Here is a 16,380-nt window from a genome sequence, read left to right on the forward strand (position 1 = left end):
CCAGCTCCTACAATGGGTTGTGCAGCGCGTGAGTCGATGGCCGCCGCGGACCTGTAGGAGCCCGGCTTGCCGGCGAAGGCGTCCTTGCGGGCCTCTTCGCTGGCAAGCCAGCTCCTACAATGTTTTGCGCCGCACGTGAATCGGTGGCCGCCGCGGACCTGTAGGAGCCCGGCTTGCCGGCGAAGGCGTCCTCCTACAGTTAGGCGCCGCTCAATCCCTTGATCACCAGATCCACATCCCCTTCCAGTTCGGCCACCGGATCAGCAGCATCGACACTCAACACCACCAACCGACTTCCACCCTCGGTGACCGCCGCTTTCACCGCGTCCGACGGCTGCCGATGATGCAACACCACCGCCACGTCGTTGTCCTTGAGCGTCGCCGTCAAGGTCTTCAGTGCCTCAGGTGTCCACTCGGCATCCGGTCGTGCATCCAGCCCTACCAACTCCAGATTGAGCCCGCCAATCAGGTAGCCAAAGTGATCGCTCAAACTCATCACGCTGAGGTTGTCGGCGGCCGCTAGGCGCGCTTCGCTGGCGGCGCTGAGCTTGAGCAAACGCTGTTTCAGCGCCGCCAGGTTCGCCTCGATCGCAGGCTTGGCCGTGGGGGCCAGGCGCACCAGGTCCGCCGCCAAAACGTCGGCCATGCGTCCCATGTTGTTGCTGGCCAGCCACGGCTGACTGTTCAAGCCATCGACCTGATTGCCCGGCTGCACGGCAATGCCGGGCAGGGCACCATCCACCGGTCGGGCGGCGTCGACTTCGATGATGCGGATGTTGCTGCGCCGGGAGATCGGGTACAGCGGATCGTCCGGCCACAGTGAACGCAAGCCGATCACCGCATCGGCGTCGGTCGCCAATTTAGCCAGCGCCGGGGCACCACGGCCGGTGAAGTAGGCGGTCTGGCGACTGCCCGGCAGGTTGGCGGGCGCCGCGCGTTCAAGGCTGACGTCAGTGCCTTTGAGCAACACTTCGCCCAGGCCGTAGGTGATGGGCAACGAGGCCAGCACCCGCAGCGGTTTGCTGCCGTCAGCGCCGAAGGTTGTGGTGGCGAGCCCGCACAGGGCGAGGGCCAGGGTCAGTTGTCGCAGAGAAAATGACATTTATCCAAGGTTCCCTTTGAGGCTGGGGACGACGCCGCGCGCGATGGCGGCCAGGGCGAAGGCGATACCGGCCACGAGGATGATCGCGGCACCGGACGGGATCGGCAGGTCGAAGACGATCGGCGCGAGAATCCCGCACAGCGTGCTCACCGTGGCGATCAGCACCGAGCACCAGAAGAAGCCCTTGAGTGACTGGCTGAGCAAGCGTGCGGCCGCGGCCGGTATCACCAACAGCGCGCCGACCAGGATGGCGCCAATGACTTTCACGGCGGCGACGGTGATCAGCGTCACCAGGATCACGAACAGGTAATCCAGGGACTTCACCGCCACCCCGCGCACCGCCGCCAGTTGCGGATTGAAGCTGGCGAGCATGATGCGGTTGTACAGCGGCAAGGCCAGGGCCATGACCAGCGAACCGACGATGGCCAGCACCAGCAGGTCATTGCCGTTGACCGTCAGCACCGAACCGAACAGCACGTTTTCGAGGATGTGCACGTTGATCTTGCCGGCCAGGATCAGCAGCAAACTGGCACCCAGCGCCAACGACACCGACAGGAACACGCCGATCAAGGTATCCGGCGCCAGGCCCGTGCGGTTGCGCAGGTAGTTGAGCAGGATGCCGAACAACAGGCAGTAGCCGAACAGGCTGCCGTAAGGCCCGGTGTAGGGTTCGCCCAGCAGGATGCCGATGGCCACGCCGGTCAGCGCCGCGTGACCCACCGCTTCGGAGAAAAACGCGAAGCGCTTGACCACCACCAGGGTGCCCAAACCACCCAGCACCGGGCCGATCAGCAAGCCGGCGAGCAGCGCGTTGACCACAAATCCATAGGCCAGCGCCTCAGGCAGATAACCCGACGAGGCCCAGCCCTGGACCATCAAGCGAAAGGCTTCGTAACTCATCAGGCAAGGCTCCGTGGATGGGTCGAAAACAGCGTCAGCAGGCGATCCGGGGTCAGCGCCTGTTGCGGCGTGGCGTCGAACAGCACCCGGCGGTTGAGCCCGGTGACGTGATCGGCCAGGCGCCCGACCGCTTCCAGGTCGTGCTCGATCCACAGCACGGTGATGCCCGCCGCCCGCCAGTCGCCCAGCAAACGTTCGAATACGCGGATGCCGGCTTCATCGAGGGCTGACATCGGTTCGTCCAGCACCAACAGCTGCGGCGCTGGAATCAACCCTTGCGCCAACAACACCCGCTGACGTTCGCCGCCCGACAGCGCACCCATGCGCCGCTTGCGCTTGTCCTGCATGCCGACCCGCTCCAGCGCCTCACCAATCGCCGTTGCGTAATGCTTGCTCAAACCGAGGAACGCCGGACGCCGCTGGCACATCGCAGCCATGAAATCGTCCACGGTCATCGGCAGGCCACGATCGAATTCCAGCGCCTGGGGCACGTAGCCGATCGTCCCCGGCTCGCCCGGCCATTGCAGGCTCAAACGGCCCTGGTGCGGCATCTGCCCGAGCAGGGTCTTGATCAGCGAACTCTTGCCGCCACCGTTGGGGCCGACCAGCGCATGCACGCTACCGGGGCGGACCTGAAAGGTGACTGTGTCGAGGATCGTCGTGCGCCCGAGGGTCAGGCTGACGTCGGCGAAATCCAGGGTCGGCCCCGAAACCTGTGGGAGCGAGCCTGCTCGCGATTGCGCTGTGTCATTCAATGAAGATGTCGCCAGACTGGACGCCTTCGCGAGCAGGCTCGCTCCCACAGGGGATTGCGCATCGGCCAGGAGGGTTTCTTTCGATGTCATGCCCCGGACTCCTGAATCGCCCTCACCACGGTGTTGAGGTTGCCGGTCATTTCCTTTTCATACTTGTCGGCGGTGTATTCGCCGTAGGAAATGTGCGACAGCGGGTACAGCTTCACCCCGGATTCGCGCTGGATGGTGTCGACGTAGGTGGAAGGGAAGTCCATCTCCGAGAAGATCACCTTCACGTCCAGCTCACGCAGCTGGTCGATGGTCTTTTTCAGCTGGCTCGGGCTCGGTTCGATGCCGTGTGCCGGCTCAACCACCGCCGTCACCTCCAGGCCGAATTCGCGTAGCAGGTAATCGTAGGCGGCGTGAACCGTGGCCACGCGCAATTCGGCGTTCGGCGCCTCGGTCAACTTGGCCAGGGCGTCGGCGCGCATCTTGCGCAGGCGCTTGCCGTAGGCTCGGGCGTTCTCGGTGTAGGTCTTGGCATTGGCCGGGTCGAGTTTTCCCAGTTCCCGGGCAATATTGTTGACCTGGGCAATCGAGGCGCTGATCGACAGGAAGGTGTGCGGGTTGACCACCTTGCCGGCGCCGCGTGCGGCAACGCCGGTAGCGGCCAGCAGCGGCACGTTTTCGTTGGCCTCGATCACCGGCACGTTCGGCGTTTCACTGGCAGCGATCATGCGGTCGGCGAAATCGTCATGGCCGACGCCATTGAGCACGATCACGTCGAGCCCGCTGATGCGCTTGATGTCCTCGGCCCGTGGTTCGTAGGCGTGGGGGTTGAAGCCGGCGGGAATCAGCGGCACCACTTCGGCCTTGTCGCCGACGATGTTGGCCACGTAGCTGTAATAAGGGTGCAGGGTGATGCCGATGCGCAGGCGCTTGGCCTGGTCGGCGCTGGCCAGGGGTGTCAGCAGGCAGGCCAGCAGGCCGACCAGTGACAGGCGCAGGAAAGAACGTAGCGATGAAGTAGGCATGGGAAAGCGGTCTTCTCTCGGAGGAAGGCGAGGGTTCAGTGTCGGTGCTGGCGGGTCACGCCGGCATCGAATTGCGCGACGATCTGCTGCCAGCCGGCGCCTTCGAGCGTGGCATCGCTGAGGTCGGCGGGGGCCTTGAGGTCGGTGGCGCGGTTGAGCCAGATGTCCGGCGCGTCGTCGTCAGCGCTCAGGCGCATCAGGAACGAGCCGGCCACTGTGGTGCTCTGGCTCTGTCCGAAGTACGCCCTGGCGTCGAGCAACTGCCAGGCATGACCACCGCGGCTGACCGAACTGGCGTCTTGGGCAAAGGGGGCAAAGCCTTCATCGGCGAGGGTTTCAGGTGTCGGCAGGGTCTGTTGTTCCTGGCGCAGCAAGTGAATCTCGTCGAGGGTCACGCGCAGATCGGCATAGATGCCTTGTTCGGAGGCGCTCAGGTCGCGGCGGGCATCCAGTTGATGACTGTTGACGCTGCTCACCTGCTGCGACTCACCACGCCAGGCGACCACGGAACCTGCCACCGCCAGGATCATCAGGCACAACAGCAATACGTAGAGGGTTTCGTGGCCGGCACCGGCCGGGCGGACGACTTGGGTGGTTGGCGTACTCATGGGCTTTCGATGTCCGCCTGGTCGATTTCGACCACATGGCCCGGGCCCGCGTCGAACAGCACATAGAACTCGGCCCCGGGTTTCTTGAAGGTCAGGGTCGAGTCGGCCCCGAGCTTGCCTGGCACCAGAATGGTTTCGTCGTAGCCGATCACGTCCAGGGTCACGCCCGGTGCGCCACTGCCGTCGGAAAAACCGCCGGTGCACTTGATCTGCTCGGCATCGATGGCCTTGCATTCGCACATCGGGTTGTGGGCCAGGGCGCTTGCGCTGAAGCCGGCGCAGAGCACCAGCAGCGCGGCGCGCAAAGGACGAAGAGGGTTGATCATGGTTTGCCTCCTTGGGTGGACAGCCAGGCGAGGGTGGCGGGGGAAGCCTGGCTCAGAGGAATGGATGCCTGGTGCATGGAGCCGTCCCAGCCTTCCATGGTGATCCACAGTTCGGCGTCGGCTTTGGTTTTTTCCGGGATCGGCAGCATGGCGCCCATGCGGTACGGGGTGCCGAAGAAAATCACCCCGGCGGCGCGCAGGCTGCGTGGCTTGCCGATGCGCAGGTATGTCGCCTTGACCTGCTCGCGGCAGCTGTCGCACAGCGCGGCATTGAAGCTTTTCATGTGGCCGGCCGGGCCATCGGGCCGTGGTGCTTCGTTGCGCAGTTCGGCCAGGCGCAGGCTCCAGGGTCCGACCTGGACTTCGCCAATTTCCCGCTCGCCCAGACCCGTGTCACCGCGAAACAGCGCAGCATCGGCGAAGTATTTGGGCATGAAGCCCAGCGGCACCAGCAACAGCAGGACGTTGATGTGGAAGCGCCATTTGTGCCAGAGGCGGCTCAGGGTCGAACGGGGTGCTTGAGTGGCGACCTGGCTCATGGGCTGACCTCCGTGGTTTCACGGCTGTTGGCCGTAGCAGGCTCGTTGCGCGGGCGTTTGTTGCTGCGCTTGAGGGCGTTGGCCGTGGCCAGGGCGGTGCGTTTGGTCCAGATCAGCAGGCCGCTGAGCACCATCATGCTCAACAGCAGGCCGAAGAAGCACCAGATCAGCTTGATCCAGATACCACCGAAATCACCGGTGTGCAGCGGACGCATGGATTCGGTGACGAACTCCAGGCCTGAGCGGTCCGACAGCAGGCGCGTGGCGGCGACTTCGCCGGTGTAGGGGTTGATGTCAGCGGTCTGGAACATCAGCGGGTACCAACTGCGCCCACCCACCGACAGGTAGCTGTAGGCATTGGCCGGCATGCTGATGAAACTCTCGTCGAGCCCCGGGATACGTGCCTTGGCCTCGCGGATCGCCGCTTCCAGGCTGATCATCGGCGTGGGCGACCCATCGGCGGTGAGCGGCACGCTTTCCCGCGGGACCACGGCAGCCACCGGCGCGGTGGAGATGGAAATCTGGTTGTCGAACATGAACGCCTCGATCAGGAACCAGGTACTGGTGACGGAAATCACCGCGATGAACCAGATCGACCAGATGCCGCTGAGACGGTGGAAATCCCCCCAGAAAATCCGCGCGCCATGGCGAATGCGCAGGGTCGGACGCAAAAAACCCTTCCAGAACCGCTTGTACACCACCAGCCCGGTCACCAGGGACGCCAGCATCGGCAGGCTGAGAAACGACACCAGGTACCAGCCCCAGCTGTAGCCGTTGGTGAACGGCACCAGCCACCAGCCATGCAGGGCACGGGTGAAGGCCTGGAAGTTGAACTGCGGCGCGGGGCCCTGGATGGCACCGGTGTAGGGGTTGACGTACACCGTCAGCGCCCGCCCGTCGGGGTAGGTGACGCCGACGTCCAGGGCGAAGTGCGATTCGTCGGGGCGGCTGATGCTGTCGACGATGATGTCGGGCTCGGCCTGCCTGATCGCGGCGACGATCTGGTCGTAATTGAGCCGCGGCGCATCGTCCGCAGGGGCGCTAGCGCGCATTTGCGGGTTGGCCAGCCAGACGATCTCCTGGCTGACCACCGCGAGAGTGCCGGTCACGCAGACGATCAGGACGAAAAACCAGATCGGCAGCGCCAGCCAGCTATGGACCAGGAACCAGAGTTTGGAGCGGGATTTCTTCGACATGATCAGGGCGTCTTATATCGATGAAAGGCCTCTGCTACGGGCTTCGCAGCGATGAGGTCAATGGAAGGTCCGGTCGTGGCTTTTGCCTACGCGACAGGACTGCATCTATATAGGACGGATGAGCACCCTAAATCAGGAAGGGAGATATGAAAGAAAATGTTTCGTGTTTCGCCAGGCCATCGTCGCCAGGAGCAAACCCACTCCCACCGGTTCACAGAAGATCCCCTGTGGGAGCGAGCTTGCTCGCGAAGAGGGCCGCTCAGGCACCGCATATTTCATCCTTGCTGGAACATCTCCTTCGCCCGCTGCTCGATCTGCTCCTGGGTCAGGTCCTCTTTACGCGTGGCCAGGAACCACATATGCCCATAGGGATCCTTCAAGGTCCCGGAGCGGTCACCGTAAAACTGATCCTTGACCTCGGAAACCACGGTGCCGCCAGCGTCGATCGCCTGTTTGTAGGACTTGTCCACATCGGTCACGTACAGGTGCAGGCCCACCGACGGCGAGTTGTCGGGATTGCTCAGCGGCCCTTGATCGCACGGAGTGCCGAGCATGATCGGGCAATCGCCAATGCGCAGTTCGGCGTGGCCGATGCCGCCGTCGGGCATGGACAGGCGCATGACCTCGATGGCGCCGAAGGCCTTTTTGTAGAAATCGATGGCTTCGGCTGCTTTTTGAATGCCCAGGTACGGGGTGATGCTGTGATAACCCTCTGGAATCGGTTTAACGCTCATGATGGGTTCTCCCTTTTCTTGTTGTGGATTGAAGATCGCTCTCCAGCCGAACAATTGTAGGAGCTGCAGGAGGCTGCGATCCTTTGATTTTGATCTTCGGAATGTTTCAAGTTCACAAAAAGATGCTCGCGATGGCCGCGCCGCTATCTCGGCTCAACCCCCGATTCCAGCAACTGCGCCCCTGGCCCACGCTCCCCCAGCACATCGCCAAAATTACGCAACGGACACGCCTCCATCGACAAACACCCGCAACCAATGCAGCCATTCAACTTGTCCCGCAACAAGGTCAACTGATTGATCCGCTCATCCAGCTCCCGGCTCCACTGCGCCGACATCACCTGCCAGTCCGCCGCCGTCGGTGCGCGATTGTCCGGCAGGGTCTTGAGCGCCTCGCCGATCTCCGCCAACGGAATGCCCAGGCGCTGGGCCACCTTGATCAACGCCACCCGCCGCAACACCTCCCGTGGATAACGGCGCTGGTTGCCCTGGTTGCGGTTGCTCTTGATCAATCCCTTGGTTTCATAAAAGTGCAGCGCCGTGACCGCGACGCCGCTGCGGGCCGCCAGTTGGCCGACGCTGAGCTCCTTATGGGAGTTTTGCGAGGTAATCATTTAAAAAATGCCCCTTGACCTTGACTTAACTGGAGGTTTTACCCTGCACGTCTTCGGATCGCAAGATTCGCTTTGCACCTGAGTGGGGACTATCCATGAACGCGCCAGCCAAACATCGCAGCTTCACCCAACTGATCGAATTCGAAATCGAACCGCATCAACAATTGGCGCTGGTGTCGGCGCTGTCGCAGCAGACCGAGCGTCTGGCCCAGCATCACAGCGGCTTTCTAAGTGCCAGCATCCAGGCCAGCGAGGACGGTCGGCGGGTGCTCAATTACCTGCAATGGCAAACCCGTGAGGCGGGGGAGGCGGCGTTTCAGGCGTTTGAAAGCGGCGAACAGGATTTCTGGCAGCTGATCCGCGCCCATCAGGCGAAGGCCGTGACCTTCGGCTCGTTCCAGGTGCTGCGCAGCCTGGAACGCAGCCACGATCAGGCGCTGCACTGCAATCTGCCGGGTTAGATCGACAGTTGCTCGGCTAATTGCGCCAGCAGAGCCTGGGTCAGCACCAGGGTGCGCGAAGGGCGCCAGGTACCGCCGGAGAGGGCAATGACTTTCAATGGACGCTACATCATATGAAGCCTGCATTGGAAAATCCCGATAGCCACTATCGAGAGCGTTGATTTCTGCTCGGATAAAGGCGCGAGTAGCCTGTGTTCATTGCCCCGAACCTGATGCCAGGACGCCGAAAATGAAACCTCTAATCGCCACTTTCTTGCTGCTCGCGGTCTCCGTACTCGCTGGATGTGCCAGCCATGTTTCCCCGGAATTGCGCCCCTACACCGCTGAAGAAACCCGGGAACTGGCGCTGGAGGCGCTGAATCGTCGCGGCTTGTCCTTCGACGAATACCACGCGAAGAAAGCCGAACTGCTCGGCCAGCCACAGAAGACATTTGGCTTCGACAAACAGGGCGAGATGAACGCCGAGCGAGCTGTACAGCTGCACGGTCGCCCGAGCTGAGCCAAGACTGTACTGCTCGAACTTTCGCCTAACTGTCCATGGGTTTCCCCCAAGGTTCGCGATAGGGTCAATACCTGACTGACCCCGATGGACTGCCACCCATGACACTCTCGTTCGATCTGCTGCTGGGCTTTGCCCTGTTTGCCCTCGTCACCTCGATCACGCCCGGTCCGAACAACACCATGTTGCTGGCCTCCGGGGTGAACTTCGGCTTTCAACGGACCATTCCCCACATGCTGGGCATCACCTGCGGATTCTTCGTGCTGGTCGTGGCAGTAGGGTTCGGGCTGGGCGCGGTGTTCCAGGCTTATCCCGTGCTGTACACGGTGCTGCGTTACGTCGGTGCGGCATACTTGCTGTACCTGGCGTGGAAAATCGCCCATTCCGGCCCCGTCTCCGACAGCGCGAAAGGCGAGGCCAAGCCGATCAGCTACCTGGGCGCCGCCGCTTTCCAGTGGGTCAACCCAAAGGCCTGGATCATGGCGATCGGTGCCATCAGCACCTACACACCCATGCAGGGCTACTTCACCAACGTGATCGTGATTGCGGCGGTGTTCGCCCTGATCAACCTGCCGAGCGTCGGCGTCTGGGCCGCTTGCGGCACGCTGTTGCGCAACGTGCTCAAGGATCGGCGCTGGTTGCGCCTGTTCAACTGGGGCATGGCCGCGCTGCTGGTGGCGTCGCTGTATCCGATCTTGCTCGAAAGCTTTAGCTGACGCATTGCTTCAACCGCTTGCCCGATGCCTGTTAAGCTGGCTTTTCAGGAGCGTTCCGACGCATTTTTAAATGAAGTTGTTCTTCTTTAACGGCATCCGATCAGGTATTGGTAACCTTCTGAAAACCGCACGCAGCTCATGAGGCTGCGTCTTGCCGTTTGCAGTCATGAGCTTCCTGATCCCGGAACACGCTCTGCGAGTCTTTTATGAATAAACGTCCGCTGTATTTCGACTACGCCGCCACCACGCCGGTGGATGAGCGCGTCATCAAGATCATGGTCGAGTGCCTGGGCTTTGAAGGCAACTTCGGCAATCCGGCCTCCAGCTCCCATGCTTTTGGCCAACAGGCCCGGCAAACGGTCGAGCAGGCGCGGCGCCAGGTCGCCGAACTGGTTGGCGCCACGCCCGAACAGATCGTCTGGACCTCGGGCGCCACCGAATCCAACAACCTGGCCCTCAAGGGTGTTGCCCAGGCCCGCGGCGTATCCGGCGGCCACATCATCACCAGCCAGATCGAACACAAGGCCATCCTCGACACCGCGAAACAGTTGCAGGACAGCGGGGTGGCGGTGACGTACCTGGTGCCGGACGCCGATGGCCTGATCAGCGCGCAAGCGGTGCGCGAAGCCATGCGCGAGGACACCTTCCTGGTGTCGCTGATGCTGGTCAACAATGAACTGGGCACGGTCAACGACATCCCGGCCATCGGCCAGGTGGTGCGCGGGCGCAATGCGTTGTTTCATGTCGACGCGGCGCAAGGCGCGGGCAAGGTAGCGATCGACCTGGCGCAGTGGCCGGTGGACCTGATGTCCTTCTCGGCGCACAAGCTCTATGGTCCCAAAGGCATCGGCGCGCTGTATGTCGGCCCGCGTGCGCAGCAGCGCCTGCTGGCGCAGATCCACGGCGGCGGTCACGAAGGCGGCCTGCGTTCCGGTACCCTGGCGACCCACCAGATTGCCGCGATGGGCGCGGCCTTTGCCCTGGCGGCAGCCTCGTTCGATGAAGAAAAAGCCTCGATCGTGCATCTGCGCGAACGCCTGCTCGAGCAATTGCTGAGCATTCCCGGCGTGCGGCTCAATGGCAGCCTGACTCAACGCATCCCGCATACCTTGAGCCTGACCTTCAGTGAAGGCGAGTTCAACTCGGCGGTGTTGCTCGCCTCGATGGCGTTCTCCGCGACCTCGGCCTGTAATTCCGCGAGCAATGCGCCCTCCCATGTGCTGCTGGCCCTGGGGCATGATGCCCGTACGGCGAGTCGCACCATTCGCTTGAGCCTGGGGCGTTTCACCACCGAACAGGATATCGACCAAGCGGTACAGCTGATTAGAACCGCCTGCGCCAGTGCTCCGGCCTTCTGGCAATAGGGTAACAAAGTGCCGACCTTGATCGGCACCGAACAATAATGACGAGTGGTTAGCAGGAGTCACGATGAATACGCAGTTTACGATCACCGGGTCAGTGCCCCAGCGCCTGGCGCAAACCCGCGAGCTGATGAGCCGGGAGGGCATCCATGCCCTGCTGGTGCCGTCCGCCGATCCCCACCTGTCCGAATACCTGCCGGGTTACTGGCAAGGGCGCCAATGGTTGTCGGGTTTCCACGGTTCGGTCGGCACCCTGATCGTTACCGCGGATTTCGCCGGCGTCTGGGCCGACAGCCGTTATTGGGAACAGGCGAGCAAGGAACTCAAGGGCAGCGGCATCGAGCTGGTCAAGCTGCAACCGGGACAACCCGGGCCGCTGGATTGGCTGGCCGAGCAGACCCCGCAAGGCGGCGTGGTCGCGGTCGATGGCGCGGTGATGGCGGTGGCTTCCGCGCGCACATTGGGCAGCAAGCTGGAAGAGCGGGGCGCACGCCTGCGCACCGACATCGACCTGTTGAGCGAAGTCTGGAGCGACCGCCCGAGCCTGCCGAACGAGCCGATCTATCAGCACTTGCCGCCACAGGCTACCGTCAGCCGTGGCGAAAAACTCGCCAAGCTGCGCGAAACCCTGCAGGCACGGGGTGCCGACTGGCATTTCATCGCCACTCTCGATGACATTGCCTGGCTGTTCAACCTGCGCGGCGGCGATGTGTCGTTCAACCCGGTGTTCGTTTCCTTCGCCTTGATCAGCCAGCAGCAGGCAACACTGTTCGTGGCGCTGAGCAAGGTCGATGCGCCGTTGCGTGCGGCCCTGGAACAGGACGGCGTGACCTTGCGCGATTACAGCGAAGTGGCCGAGGCCCTGCGCGCTGTGCCGGCGGGGGCGAGCCTGCTGGTCGACCCGGCGCGGGTCACGGCTGGCCTGCTGGGTAACCTCGACAGCGCTGTCAAACTGCTCGAAGGCCTGAATCCGACCACCCTGGCCAAGTCCCAGAAGAGCCTGGCCGACGCCGAACACATCCGCCAGGCCATGGAGCAGGACGGCGCGGCGCTGTGCGAATTCTTCACCTGGCTCGAATCGGCCTGGGGCCGTGAGCGGATTACCGAACTGACTATCGACGAAAAACTCACCGCTGCGCGCGAACGCCGGCCGGGTTACGTTTCGCTGAGCTTCAACACCATTGCCGCCTTCAACGCGAACGGCGCCATGCCGCATTACCACGCCACCGAAGAAGAGCACGCGGTGATCGAAGGTGACGGCTTGTTGCTGATCGATTCCGGCGGCCAGTACCTGGGTGGTACCACCGACATCACGCGCATGGTCGCGGTCGGCACGCCGACGCAGGAACAGAAACGCGATTGCACTCGGGTGCTCAAGGGCGTGATCGCGCTGTCCCGTGCGCGGTTCCCCAAAGGCATCCTGTCGCCACTGCTGGACGCCATCGCCCGGGCACCGATCTGGGCGGAAAACGTCGACTATGGCCACGGCACCGGTCACGGCGTCGGCTACTTCCTCAACGTTCACGAAGGTCCGCAGGTGATTGCCTACCAGGCTGCACCCGCGCCGCAAACCGCGATGCTGCCAGGCATGATCACCTCGATCGAACCCGGCACCTATCGTCCAGGCCGCTGGGGTGTGCGCATCGAGAACCTGGCGATGAACCGCGAGGCAGGCACCAGCGAATTCGGCGAATTCCTCAGTTTCGAAACCCTGACGCTGTGCCCGATTGACACACGCTGCCTGGAAACCTCGTTGCTGAGCGAGGAAGAAAAGCAGTGGTTCAACGCTTACCACGCCGAAGTGCGCGAGCGTTTGAGCCCGTTGCTCGACGGCGCTGCGCTGGAGTGGTTGAACACCCGTACTGCGACCATCTGATTGACTTGAGCTCGGGCGCCGTCTCCAGCGCCCGGGCCTCGGGTTTTAACTCAGGGCTTCGATGACAAAATCCAACCGATCCTGGCCAAAAAACAGCTGATCACCGACAAACATGCTCGGTGCGCCGAACACGCCGCGTTGCACGGCTTTTTCAGTGGTTTCCTTGAGGGCATTCTTGACCTCTTCGTCAGCGCTCAGGGCCAGGATTTCTTCCGGGTCGAAACCGTTTTCGCTCAATACTGCCCCGACAGTGGCCGGATCATTGAGGTTGCGACCATCGATCCACAGTGCCTTGAAGAGGCAATCGATGAACGCGGCAAAGCGCTCGGTTTGGCGCAACTGCACACCTGTCACGGCACGCATGAGCACCAGTGTGTTGATCGGGAAGTGCGGGTTGATTTTCAATGGCACGCCATAGCGATTGGCGTAACGATCCAGGTCTATGAACATGTAGCGACCCTTGGCAGGTATGGTCGCCGGGGAAGCGTTGCCGGTGGCTTTGAACACACCGCCGAGCAGGATGGGCACGTAGATCAGCTGGCTGTCGGTCTGCTCACAGATCTTCGGTAGTTGGGTGTACGCCAGGTAGGTGGCGGGGCTGCCCAGGTCGAAATAGAACTCCACGATCTTGCTCATGGTCGATGCACTCTTTTTGTTGTTGTAGGGGAGGGGTTACCAGCGTTCGCTCCAGGGGCGCAGGTCCATTTCGAAGGTCCAGGCGTCGCGGGGCTGGCTGTGCAGGTACCAATAGTTCTCTGCGATGTGTTCGGGGTCGAGAATGCCGTCCTGATCCTTGGTCGCGTACTTCTCGGGGAAACTGTCACGGATGAAATCGGTATCGATGGCGCCGTCGACGACGACGTGGGCGACATGAATATTCATCGGCCCCAGTTCGCGCGCCATGCTTTGTGCCAGCGCACGGATCCCGTGCTTGGCGCCGGCAAACGCCGCAAAACCTGCGGCGCCGCGCAAACCGGCGGTGGCGCCGGTGAACAGGATCGTGCCCCGTTGCCGCGTGGCCATGCGCTTGGCCACTTCCCGGCCATTGAGAAAGCCTGAGAAGCAGGCCATTTCCCAGATCTTGAAATACTTGCGGGCGGTTTCTTCGAGGATGCTGCAAGGCACGTTGGCGCCGATATTGAACACGAACGCTTCGATCGGGCCGATCTCGCTTTCGATCTGCTCGACCAGTGCAACCACATCGTCTTCCTTGCGGGCATCGCAGGCGAAGCCGTGGGCTTCACAGCCGGCTGCATTGATGGCATCGACCAGAGGCTGGAGCTTGTCCGCGCTGCGCCGGGTCACGCAGGCAACAAATCCCTCCTGTGCAAAGCGTTTGGCAATGGCGCCACCCGTGGCGTCCCCCGCGCCGACAACCAGTACGACCTTCTTGTTATTCATTGCCTGGACCTCTTTAGTAAACGATCGTTAACTAAACGAACGTTATGCTACGATTCGACAGGCGTCAAGATGATCGAACCAGAGGTAAGGACAATGCGTTATTCAGCCAGTCACAAGCTGGAAACCCGAGAGAAACTGCTGCAAAGCAGCGCGGTGTCGGCCAAGCAATCGGGTTTTTCCACGGTAGGTGTCGATGGTTTGATGAAGGCCATCGGTTTGAGTGGCGGGGCGTTCTATAGTCACTTCGCGTCCAAGGACGAGTTGTTCGCATCCATTGTCGAGCGTGAGCTGCGGCAAAGCCTGGAGCGGCTGGGGGCGGACAAGGATCGCGAAAAATTCGAGCGTTGCCTCAAGCTCTACCTGAGCATGTCCCACGTCGAGCACCCGGAAACCGGTTGTGCATTACCGGCGTTGGGAGCCGAAATTGCCCGCTCGGATCTACTGATCAGGCAGCAGGCCGAGCACTGGATCTGCCAGCTTCAGGAGCGTTGGGCGCAGGTGCTGGAGAGCGACAGCCTGGCCTGGGCGATTCTGTCGCAATGCGTCGGTGCACTGGTGGTGGCGCGAATGCTCGCCACGCCGGAGCTGCAGCGCAAGGTGCTGAAGTCCAGTCATGAGGAGATTGGCCGCCAGCTGGCAGGCCCGAGGGCCTGACAGGATGGCTGCAGATTATTTGCAGATGACGATCATGCTGCGGCTGGTGTAGCCCGCGGGGTTGATCCCGAACAGATAATCACCCGGTTCTTCAACGGCGTCGCCGGATTTGGCAATGACCTTGTAGCTCTTGGGGGCGCACGAGTGGGCGGCGCTGGAGTAGCACTGGTCCCATGAGGACGACAGCCCCGAACAGTTGATATGGATTCCTTTCTTGCCGTGTTTGGTCTGGGGTTTGGCGGTCGCCGCGCAGCCCGCAACTGCAAGAACGGCGATCAGTATCAAAATTCGTTTCATTGCTATCCTTGTAGCGTTCCCGGATCTATCGCCCGGTCTGGCAGTGTTCGCTTTACGCATGAAGCGTTTTGAGGCCCCTGTCCTGAAAAAATCCATTTCTGGCACTGGGTTGCGGGCCTAAACATGGCCTAATTGCGCGGCAATTACCAGAGTCTATGCAAATCCGCCCCTCAATCGGCTGCAACGGCGGGCTTGGCGTTACTGCCCATGGTCATGGTGGCGCCCACGGAAGCCAGGATGATGCACAAGATGGCCATCCACTGTGACAGAGACAGGAATTCCTGCAGGAACAACAGACCGGACAAGGCACCCACCGCCGGCTCGATGCTCATCAATGTGCCGAAGGTCCTGGCCGGCATGCGGGTGAGGGCGACCATTTCCAGCGTATAGGGGAGGGCCGTGGACAGCACGGCAACCCCGAGGGCGATCGGAATCAATGCCGGGGTCAACAGCGCCGCGCCGGCATGCACAATGCCGATCGGGGCGACAAACAGTGCGGCAATCACAACGCCCAGGGCGGCGGTCTGCACGCCGTTGTCGGCACCGGCCTTTTGCCCAAAAAGAATGTACAGCGCCCAGCAGGCACCTGCCCCCAATGCGTAACCAGCCCCCAGCAGATCAATGCCTTGCGCCGTTGCGCCCGTCGGTATCAACAGCAGCAGGCCGACAGCGGCCAGGGCGATCCACAGGAAGTCGATGGCGCGGCGTGAAGCGTAGATGGCAACGGCCAATGGCCCGGTGAACTCCAGCGCGACCGCGATACCCAGGGGAACCGAGCGCAGGGACATATAGAAGAGGAAGTTCATCCCGCCCAGTGCCATGCCATAGACAATCACGGTGCGCAGTGATTTTGCGGTGAGCCTGGCCCGCCATGGGCGCAGCAGCAACACCATGATCACGCTGGCGAAGGTCAAGCGCAGGGTGGTGGTGCCCTGGGCGCCGATAATGGGGAACATGCTTTTGGCCAGTGAGGCTCCCGACTGAATCGATGCCATGGCTATTAATAGCAGGCCGACCGAAAACAGGGTCGAGGCAAGGCTGCGCGGCTGATCGTTCATTGAGAGGCACCGTCCGAGGTATGGAGCTGAAGTGTTATATTTTGTGTTGAGCAATATACTGCGCAAACGCTGCCGGCGCATCTATATATAAGCAGTGTTTTTGTTCCTCACGATAGATAAAGCAAATCAGTGCTTGACGGCAGATTCTGGAAGCCTATAATTCGCCCCACTTCCGGCGCAGTCGAAACGGAAAACTCCTTGGTAAACAATGAGTTACGTGGTTTTGACAGCAGGTTGCTTCAGTTCATCGAGGCCAAGAGGAAGTTGAAAAAG

20 protein-coding genes and 1 pseudogene are annotated in these 16,380 nt (G+C 61.8%); 6 read left to right on the plus strand and 15 right to left on the minus strand.

The features are described from left to right. Nucleotides 1-199: 199 nt before the first annotated feature. The 10 genes from ACM6I6_RS24350 to soxR form a co-directional block, all read right to left on the minus strand. Nucleotides 200-1,102 carry a metal ABC transporter solute-binding protein, Zn/Mn family gene (locus ACM6I6_RS24350; protein ID WP_414920821.1) on the minus strand — a complete coding sequence of 301 codons (903 nt, stop codon included), beginning with the start codon at nucleotides 1,100-1,102 and terminating at the stop codon, nucleotides 200-202. Next, on the minus strand, nucleotides 1,103-2,002 hold the full coding sequence (locus tag ACM6I6_RS24355; protein ID WP_033041974.1) for a metal ABC transporter permease: 900 nt from the start codon (nucleotides 2,000-2,002) through the stop codon (nucleotides 1,103-1,105). After that, nucleotides 2,002-2,847, minus strand: coding sequence for a metal ABC transporter ATP-binding protein (locus ACM6I6_RS24360; protein ID WP_414920822.1), 846 nt, complete (start codon nucleotides 2,845-2,847; stop codon nucleotides 2,002-2,004). Before ACM6I6_RS24360 ends, ACM6I6_RS24355 begins: the two co-directional genes overlap by 1 nt. Beyond that, nucleotides 2,844-3,770: a metal ABC transporter substrate-binding protein gene (locus tag ACM6I6_RS24365; protein WP_274073266.1), complete on the minus strand. Its 927-nt coding sequence runs from the start codon at nucleotides 3,768-3,770 to the stop codon at nucleotides 2,844-2,846. Before ACM6I6_RS24365 ends, ACM6I6_RS24360 begins: the two co-directional genes overlap by 4 nt. Before the next feature lie 35 nt (nucleotides 3,771-3,805). Next, nucleotides 3,806-4,378 carry a DUF6162 family protein gene (locus tag ACM6I6_RS24370; protein WP_323608114.1) on the minus strand — a complete coding sequence of 191 codons (573 nt, stop codon included), beginning with the start codon at nucleotides 4,376-4,378 and terminating at the stop codon, nucleotides 3,806-3,808. Beyond that, the gene (locus ACM6I6_RS24375) at nucleotides 4,375-4,704 is read right to left on the minus strand and encodes a hypothetical protein (protein WP_274073268.1); all 330 of its coding nucleotides are present in this window, start codon (nucleotides 4,702-4,704) and stop codon (nucleotides 4,375-4,377) included. Before ACM6I6_RS24375 ends, ACM6I6_RS24370 begins: the two co-directional genes overlap by 4 nt. Beyond that, nucleotides 4,701-5,243, minus strand: a complete 543-nt coding sequence (locus tag ACM6I6_RS24380) for a thiamine pyrophosphate-binding protein (protein ID WP_274073269.1) — start codon at nucleotides 5,241-5,243, stop codon at nucleotides 4,701-4,703. The genes ACM6I6_RS24375 and ACM6I6_RS24380 overlap by 4 nt, the downstream gene beginning before the upstream one ends. Next, nucleotides 5,240-6,439: a PepSY-associated TM helix domain-containing protein gene (locus tag ACM6I6_RS24385; protein ID WP_406592919.1), complete on the minus strand. Its 1,200-nt coding sequence runs from the start codon at nucleotides 6,437-6,439 to the stop codon at nucleotides 5,240-5,242. The genes ACM6I6_RS24380 and ACM6I6_RS24385 overlap by 4 nt, the downstream gene beginning before the upstream one ends. Nucleotides 6,440-6,714: 275 nt before the next feature. Beyond that, nucleotides 6,715-7,173 (minus strand): VOC family protein, encoded by a 459-nt coding sequence (locus ACM6I6_RS24390; RefSeq protein WP_274073271.1) that lies wholly within the window; start codon nucleotides 7,171-7,173, stop codon nucleotides 6,715-6,717. A gap of 143 nt (nucleotides 7,174-7,316) precedes the next feature. Continuing rightward, nucleotides 7,317-7,784, minus strand: a complete 468-nt coding sequence (gene soxR / locus ACM6I6_RS24395; protein ID WP_406592918.1) for a redox-sensitive transcriptional activator SoxR — start codon at nucleotides 7,782-7,784, stop codon at nucleotides 7,317-7,319. A gap of 95 nt (nucleotides 7,785-7,879) precedes the next feature. On the opposite strand from soxR, the gene ACM6I6_RS24400 reads away from it, so the two are divergent. Then, nucleotides 7,880-8,245, plus strand: coding sequence for an antibiotic biosynthesis monooxygenase (locus ACM6I6_RS24400; RefSeq protein ID WP_414920823.1), 366 nt, complete (start codon nucleotides 7,880-7,882; stop codon nucleotides 8,243-8,245). Here the strand turns inward: ACM6I6_RS24400 and ACM6I6_RS24405 are convergent. Beyond that, nucleotides 8,245-8,343, minus strand: a pseudogene (locus ACM6I6_RS24405) (FMN reductase); the annotation flags it as partial. The gene ACM6I6_RS24400 and the pseudogene ACM6I6_RS24405 overlap by 1 nt on opposite strands. A 131-nt stretch (nucleotides 8,344-8,474) precedes the next feature. On the opposite strand from ACM6I6_RS24405, the gene ACM6I6_RS24410 reads away from it, so the two are divergent. From ACM6I6_RS24410 to ACM6I6_RS24425, 4 genes are all read left to right on the plus strand, one after another. Further along, the gene (locus ACM6I6_RS24410; RefSeq protein WP_274073274.1) at nucleotides 8,475-8,744 is read left to right on the plus strand and encodes a hypothetical protein; all 270 of its coding nucleotides are present in this window, start codon (nucleotides 8,475-8,477) and stop codon (nucleotides 8,742-8,744) included. A 101-nt stretch (nucleotides 8,745-8,845) separates the two neighbouring features. Next, nucleotides 8,846-9,460, plus strand: coding sequence for a LysE family translocator (locus ACM6I6_RS24415; RefSeq protein ID WP_274073275.1), 615 nt, complete (start codon nucleotides 8,846-8,848; stop codon nucleotides 9,458-9,460). Nucleotides 9,461-9,666: 206 nt separating this feature from the next. Then, a complete protein-coding gene (locus ACM6I6_RS24420) occupies nucleotides 9,667-10,824 on the plus strand; it encodes an aminotransferase class V-fold PLP-dependent enzyme (RefSeq protein ID WP_274073276.1) in 1,158 nt (385 codons plus the stop codon). Nucleotides 10,825-10,888: 64 nt separating this feature from the next. After that, complete coding sequence (locus ACM6I6_RS24425) at nucleotides 10,889-12,697, plus strand: aminopeptidase P family protein (protein WP_274073277.1); 1,809 nt, start codon at nucleotides 10,889-10,891, stop codon at nucleotides 12,695-12,697. A gap of 45 nt (nucleotides 12,698-12,742) precedes the next feature. Here the strand turns inward: ACM6I6_RS24425 and ACM6I6_RS24430 are convergent, their stop codons facing one another. Together ACM6I6_RS24430 and ACM6I6_RS24435 are read right to left on the minus strand one after the other, a co-directional pair. After that, a complete protein-coding gene (locus ACM6I6_RS24430) occupies nucleotides 12,743-13,333 on the minus strand; it encodes a 2-hydroxychromene-2-carboxylate isomerase (protein WP_274073278.1) in 591 nt (196 codons plus the stop codon). Nucleotides 13,334-13,369: 36 nt separating this feature from the next. After that, nucleotides 13,370-14,098, minus strand: coding sequence for an SDR family oxidoreductase (locus ACM6I6_RS24435; protein ID WP_274073279.1), 729 nt, complete (start codon nucleotides 14,096-14,098; stop codon nucleotides 13,370-13,372). Between the two features lie 93 nt (nucleotides 14,099-14,191). On the opposite strand from ACM6I6_RS24435, the gene ACM6I6_RS24440 reads away from it, so the two are divergent. Continuing rightward, on the plus strand, nucleotides 14,192-14,752 hold the full coding sequence (locus ACM6I6_RS24440) for a TetR/AcrR family transcriptional regulator (RefSeq protein ID WP_274073280.1): 561 nt from the start codon (nucleotides 14,192-14,194) through the stop codon (nucleotides 14,750-14,752). 15 nt (nucleotides 14,753-14,767) lie between these two features. Here the strand turns inward: ACM6I6_RS24440 and ACM6I6_RS24445 are convergent, their stop codons facing one another. Together ACM6I6_RS24445 and rhtA are read right to left on the minus strand one after the other, a co-directional pair. Beyond that, nucleotides 14,768-15,049 (minus strand): hypothetical protein, encoded by a 282-nt coding sequence (locus ACM6I6_RS24445; protein WP_274073281.1) that lies wholly within the window; start codon nucleotides 15,047-15,049, stop codon nucleotides 14,768-14,770. Between the two features lie 170 nt (nucleotides 15,050-15,219). Then, the gene (gene rhtA, locus ACM6I6_RS24450; protein WP_274073282.1) at nucleotides 15,220-16,107 is read right to left on the minus strand and encodes a threonine/homoserine exporter RhtA; all 888 of its coding nucleotides are present in this window, start codon (nucleotides 16,105-16,107) and stop codon (nucleotides 15,220-15,222) included. Nucleotides 16,108-16,380: the final 273 nt, after the last annotated feature.

Origin of the sequence: Pseudomonas sp. IT-P218 (assembly GCF_949767605.1) — a bacterium.
Classification (GTDB): Bacteria; Pseudomonadota; Gammaproteobacteria; order Pseudomonadales; family Pseudomonadaceae; genus Aquipseudomonas; species Aquipseudomonas putida_AE.

Excerpts from the sequence above, each read along its gene's own strand:
- ACM6I6_RS24355 (WP_033041974.1), bottom strand. The coding sequence starts at position 2,002 with ATGAGTTACGAAGCCTTTCGCTTGATGGTCCAGGGCTGGGCCTCGTCG.
- ACM6I6_RS24350 (WP_414920821.1), bottom strand. The coding sequence starts at position 1,102 with ATGTCATTTTCTCTGCGACAACTGACCCTGGCCCTCGCCCTGTGCGGG.
- ACM6I6_RS24420 (WP_274073276.1), top strand. The coding sequence starts at position 9,667 with ATGAATAAACGTCCGCTGTATTTCGACTACGCCGCCACCACGCCGGTG.
- ACM6I6_RS24440 (WP_274073280.1), top strand. The coding sequence starts at position 14,192 with ATGCGTTATTCAGCCAGTCACAAGCTGGAAACCCGAGAGAAACTGCTG.
- ACM6I6_RS24445 (WP_274073281.1), bottom strand. The coding sequence starts at position 15,049 with ATGAAACGAATTTTGATACTGATCGCCGTTCTTGCAGTTGCGGGCTGC.
- ACM6I6_RS24360 (WP_414920822.1), bottom strand. The coding sequence starts at position 2,847 with ATGACATCGAAAGAAACCCTCCTGGCCGATGCGCAATCCCCTGTGGGA.
- ACM6I6_RS24365 (WP_274073266.1), bottom strand. The coding sequence starts at position 3,770 with ATGCCTACTTCATCGCTACGTTCTTTCCTGCGCCTGTCACTGGTCGGC.
- ACM6I6_RS24390 (WP_274073271.1), bottom strand. The coding sequence starts at position 7,173 with ATGAGCGTTAAACCGATTCCAGAGGGTTATCACAGCATCACCCCGTAC.
- ACM6I6_RS24425 (WP_274073277.1), top strand. The coding sequence starts at position 10,889 with ATGAATACGCAGTTTACGATCACCGGGTCAGTGCCCCAGCGCCTGGCG.
- soxR (WP_406592918.1), bottom strand. The coding sequence starts at position 7,784 with ATGATTACCTCGCAAAACTCCCATAAGGAGCTCAGCGTCGGCCAACTG.
- ACM6I6_RS24375 (WP_274073268.1), bottom strand. The coding sequence starts at position 4,704 with ATGATCAACCCTCTTCGTCCTTTGCGCGCCGCGCTGCTGGTGCTCTGC.
- ACM6I6_RS24415 (WP_274073275.1), top strand. The coding sequence starts at position 8,846 with ATGACACTCTCGTTCGATCTGCTGCTGGGCTTTGCCCTGTTTGCCCTC.
- ACM6I6_RS24370 (WP_323608114.1), bottom strand. The coding sequence starts at position 4,378 with ATGAGTACGCCAACCACCCAAGTCGTCCGCCCGGCCGGTGCCGGCCAC.
- ACM6I6_RS24435 (WP_274073279.1), bottom strand. The coding sequence starts at position 14,098 with ATGAATAACAAGAAGGTCGTACTGGTTGTCGGCGCGGGGGACGCCACG.
- rhtA (WP_274073282.1), bottom strand. The coding sequence starts at position 16,107 with ATGAACGATCAGCCGCGCAGCCTTGCCTCGACCCTGTTTTCGGTCGGC.
- ACM6I6_RS24410 (WP_274073274.1), top strand. The coding sequence starts at position 8,475 with ATGAAACCTCTAATCGCCACTTTCTTGCTGCTCGCGGTCTCCGTACTC.
- ACM6I6_RS24430 (WP_274073278.1), bottom strand. The coding sequence starts at position 13,333 with ATGAGCAAGATCGTGGAGTTCTATTTCGACCTGGGCAGCCCCGCCACC.
- ACM6I6_RS24385 (WP_406592919.1), bottom strand. The coding sequence starts at position 6,439 with ATGTCGAAGAAATCCCGCTCCAAACTCTGGTTCCTGGTCCATAGCTGG.
- ACM6I6_RS24400 (WP_414920823.1), top strand. The coding sequence starts at position 7,880 with ATGAACGCGCCAGCCAAACATCGCAGCTTCACCCAACTGATCGAATTC.
- ACM6I6_RS24380 (WP_274073269.1), bottom strand. The coding sequence starts at position 5,243 with ATGAGCCAGGTCGCCACTCAAGCACCCCGTTCGACCCTGAGCCGCCTC.